Origin of the sequence: Actinoplanes sp. NPDC024001 (assembly GCF_040638955.1) — a bacterium.
In the GTDB taxonomy this organism is placed as follows: domain Bacteria; phylum Actinomycetota; class Actinomycetes; order Mycobacteriales; family Micromonosporaceae; genus Actinoplanes.
Genome location: NZ_JBEZZB010000383.1, coordinates 1 through 1,200, shown reverse-complemented (window position 1 = coordinate 1,200; position 1,200 = coordinate 1). Strand labels below are relative to the sequence as shown.

The following is a 1,200-nucleotide window of genomic DNA, read 5'->3' as shown; positions in this document are numbered from 1 at the left end:
GCCCCCGCCAGATTCACCACACCGGCATGAGTCAACCCCACACCCTTCGGCACCCCCGTCGACCCCGACGTGTAAATCACATACGCCAGACCGTCCCCGGACACCTCGGTCGACGGGGCCGTCGCCGCGCATCCGGCCATCCGCTCCTGCACGCCCGGGTCGTCCAGCAGCACCGTCGCCGCCCCCGGCACCGTGCCGAGACCGGAAACGGTCACCACCAGGCTGGCCCCGCTGTCGGCGACCATGAACGCGATCCGGTCAGCCGGGTACCGCGGGTCCACCGGCAGATACGCCGCACCCGCCTTCCACACACCCAGCACCGCGGCCACGAAGTCCACGCCGCGATCCAGCAGCAGCGCCACCACCGACTCCGGGCCCACACCGACGCTGCGCAGGTACCAGGCCACCTGATTCGCCCGCGCGTCCAGCTCCGCGTACGACAGCTGCACGCCGTCACCCACCACCGCCACCGCGTCCGGCGTCCGTTGCACCCACTCCTCGAACAGGCCGTGTGCGGTCGCCGGCTGGTCCGGCGCTGACGCCGCCGGCGGGTTCCAGTCGATCAGCACCCGCCGCTGCTCGCCGGCGTCCAGCAGACTGCTGGTGCTGATCGGCTCGTCCGGTGCCGCGTCGGTCAGTGCCCGCAGCGCCCGGACGAACCGGCCGGCCAGGGTCGGGGCGTCGGTCTCGGGGTAGAGGTCGCCGTTGACCTCCGCCTCGACGGTCAGCTCACCGGCGCCGGGCCGGTCGTAGACGTTGACGCGCAGGTCGTGGGTGGGGCCGGAGCACAGGGTCCGGGCGATCGCGGTGCAGTCGCCGAAGCGGACCGGGTAGTCGAACGACATGACGTTGACGCTCAGCGGGAACAGCGGCGCGCCGTCGACGGCGTTCAGGTCCCGCAGCACGTCCTCGTACCGGTAGCGCTGGTGCCGCATCGCGGCCCGCACGGTCCGGGAGGTCCGGGCGACGAGTTCGCGGCGCGACTCCCCCGGGTCGATCCGGAGCCGGACCGGCAGCACGTTGGCGGCCATGCCGAGGGTGGCGAACTCCCGGGCGCTCTCGCGCCCGAGGGTCGGAACGCCGAGCACGATGTCCCGCTCGCCGGTGAGGCGGTGCAGGTACAGGGCGCCGGCGGCGACGGCCAGCCCACCGACGCTGGTGCCGAGGCCGGCCGCGGACGCGCGCAGGTCGGCCGCCGCC

1 protein-coding gene is annotated in these 1,200 nt (G+C 73.8%); it reads right to left on the bottom strand.

The window, feature by feature from the left end; translation table 11 throughout:
- Nucleotides 1–1,200: AMP-binding protein (locus AB0F81_RS51335; protein ID WP_360211810.1), on the bottom strand; the 1,200-nt coding region annotated here is incomplete at both ends.